This window comes from Ramlibacter sp. (assembly GCF_035706265.1).
In the GTDB taxonomy this organism is placed as follows: Bacteria; Pseudomonadota; Gammaproteobacteria; order Burkholderiales; family Burkholderiaceae_C; genus Ramlibacter.
The window spans coordinates 1-2,860 of record NZ_DASSVG010000655.1; the positions used below are offsets into that span (position 1 = coordinate 1).

The 2,860-nt window shown below is 67.9% G+C and carries 3 protein-coding genes; all 3 read left to right on the plus strand.

Going from position 1 to position 2,860, the window contains the following annotated elements; genetic code table 11:
* Positions 1-624: hybrid sensor histidine kinase/response regulator (locus VFM98_RS23515; protein ID WP_325112321.1), on the plus strand; the 624-nt coding region annotated here is incomplete at its 5' end.
* A gap of 87 nt (positions 625-711) precedes the next feature.
* Complete coding sequence (gene phaR, locus VFM98_RS23520) at positions 712-1,233, plus strand: polyhydroxyalkanoate synthesis repressor PhaR (RefSeq protein WP_325112322.1); 522 nt, start codon at positions 712-714, stop codon at positions 1,231-1,233.
* A 29-nt stretch (positions 1,234-1,262) separates the two neighbouring features.
* Positions 1,263-2,654, plus strand: a complete 1,392-nt coding sequence (gene rimO, locus VFM98_RS23525; RefSeq protein ID WP_325112323.1) for a 30S ribosomal protein S12 methylthiotransferase RimO — start codon at positions 1,263-1,265, stop codon at positions 2,652-2,654.
* The last annotated feature ends 206 nt before the right edge of the window (positions 2,655-2,860 follow it).

The window sequence follows — 2,860 nt, forward strand, 5'->3', positions numbered from 1 at the left end:
CTCGAGAAGGTCTTCCAGCTGTTCGCGCAGGTCACCCCCGGGCCGGGGCAGCTCGCCTCCGGGCTGGGCATCGGCCTGTTCCTGGTGCGCTCGCTGATCGAGATGCACGGCGGCACCGTGGTGGCCGAAAGCGCCGGCCCCGGGCAGGGCAGCACCTTCACGGTGACCTTGCCCTGCCTGCCCGTGCCCGCGCCAACGCCGGCCGCCGCTGCCGCAGGCGGGCGCGCCGAGGCCAGCTCGCTGCGCGTGCTGGTGGTGGACGACAACGTGGATGCGGCCGAGACGCTCACCACCTTCCTCGACATGATCGGGGCGCAGACGCGCGCGGTCTACGACGGGCCCGCGGTCGTGCCGGCGGCGCTGGAGTTCCGGCCCGACGTGGTGCTGCTGGACATCGGCTTGCCGGGCATGAGCGGCTACGACGTGGCGCGGGCGCTGCGGGCCGAGCCGGCGCTGGCGCGCGCGGCCTTGGTGGCGCTCACCGGCTGGGGGGCGGAAGACGACCGGCGCAAGGCGATGGACGCGGGCTTCGACCATCACCTCACCAAGCCGGTGGACCTCGAGGTGCTGCAGGGGGTGCTGCATTCGCACGGGCCTGACGGGATCCGGACAGCTAAGGGTTAAACCCCGCACCCCGGGTTTCTCCCCTTCCCTAGAATCTGCTGCAATGCAACAGCGCGGGCGCAGACCCGTCCCAGAGGAGCCCCGTTCGTGACGAGCAAGAAAGCCAGCGGCGCCAAGCCGGCGCAGCGCATCATCAAGAAATACCCGAACCGGCGCCTCTACGACACCGACACCTCCACCTACATCACCCTGGCCGAAGTGAAGCAGCTGGTGATGGAAGGCCAGCCCTTCGTGGTGCGCGACGCCAAGACCAACGAGGACCTCACGCGCAGCATCCTGCTGCAGATCATCCTGGAGGAGGAAGCGGGCGGCGCGCCGATGTTCAGCGAGGCCGCGCTGGCCAACATCATCCGCTTCTACGGCCACGCGATGCAGGGCTTCATGGGCAGCTACATCGAGCGCAACGTCCAGGCCTTCACCGACCTGCAGGCCCAGATGGCCGAACAGACGAAAAACTTCACGCCCGAGATGTGGGCCCAGTTCATGAACATGCCGCAGGGCGTGATGGGCAGCTACGCCGAGCAGTCGAAGTCGATGCTCGAGAAGATGCAGGAGCAGATGCAGAAGAACACCGAGCAGATGCTGGGCGCATTCGGCATCAAGAAATAAGTCTTTCCATTACAAGGGACAATACGGGGATGAGCGACATCGCGTCCCCGGAAACTCCTGCCTCTGCCGTGCCCAGGGTGGGCTTCGTCAGCCTCGGCTGTCCCAAGAACCTCACCGACTCCGAGCTGATCCTCACGCAGCTGAGCGCGGAGGGCTATGCCACCTCCAAGACCTTCGAGGGCGCCGACCTGGTGATCGTCAACACCTGCGGCTTCATCGACGACGCGGTCAAGGAAAGCCTGGAGACGATCGGCGAGGCGCTGGCCGCCAACGGCAAGGTGATCGTCACCGGCTGCCTGGGCGCGCGCAAGGGCGAGGCCGGCGGCAACATGGTGGCCCAGGTCCATCCCTCGGTGCTGGCCGTCACCGGCCCGCAGGCCACCCACGAAGTGATGGACGCGGTGCACGCGCACCTGCCCAAGCCGCACGACCCCTTCATCGACCTGGTGCCGCCGGCGGGCATCAAGCTCACGCCGAAGCACTACGCGTACCTCAAGATCAGCGAGGGCTGCAACCACCGCTGCACCTTCTGCATCATCCCGTCGCTGCGCGGCGACCTGGTGAGCCGCCCGATCGGCGACGTGCTGAAGGAAGCGAAGGCGCTGTTCGAAGGCGGCGTGAAGGAACTGCTGGTGGTGAGCCAGGACACCTCGGCCTATGGGGTGGACGTGAAATACCGCACCGGCTTCTTCGACGGCCGGCCGGTGAAGACGCGCATGCTGGAACTGGTGCAGGCGCTGGGCGAGCTGGCCGAGCCGTACGGCGCCTGGGTGCGGCTGCACTACGTGTACCCGTATCCGCACGTCGACGAAATCATCCCGCTGATGGCCGAGGGCAGGGTGCTGCCCTACCTCGACGTGCCGTTCCAGCACAGCCACCCCGAGGTGCTGCGCCGGATGAAGCGGCCCGCGAGCGGCGAGAAGAACCTGGAGCGCATCGCGCGCTGGCGCGAGATCTGCCCCGAGCTCGTGGTGCGCAGCACCTTCATCGCCGGCTTCCCAGGCGAGACCGAGGAGGAGTTCCGGCACCTGCTGGACTTCCTGCGCGAGGCGCAGATCGACCGTGCCGGCTGCTTCGCCTACAGCCCCGTCGAGGGCGCGGCGGCCAATGCGCTGCCGGGCATGCTGCCGCAGGAGGTGCGGGAGGAGCGCAGGGCCCGCTTCATGGCGGTGGCCGAGGAAGTCTCGGCGGCGCGGCTGCAGCGGCGCGTCGGCGCCACCATGCAGGTGCGGGTGGATTCCGCCCCGGCCCTGGGCCGCAAGGGCGGCGTCGGCCGCTCGTATGCGGACGCGCCCGAGATCGACGGCACGGTGCGGCTGCTGCCGCCGGAAAAGCTGAGCAAGCGGCTGGCCGTCGGCGAGTTCACCAGGGCGAGGATCGTGGCAACCGATGGCCACGACCTGATCGCACAGCCGATCTGAGCCTTCTCGCTGCCACAACGAAAGAAGCCGGCCATCAGGGGCCGGCTTCGTTCCATTTATCTCTGCAGAAACAACAAAGCCGGCAGGGCCGGCTTATGATGTGTGTTGGTGCCCAGGAGAGGACTCGAACCTCCACGGACACGTTCGAGGCCGCTCGGGGGCAACAAAAAAGCCGGCTGCGGCCGGCTTCGTTTGGTGCCCAGGAG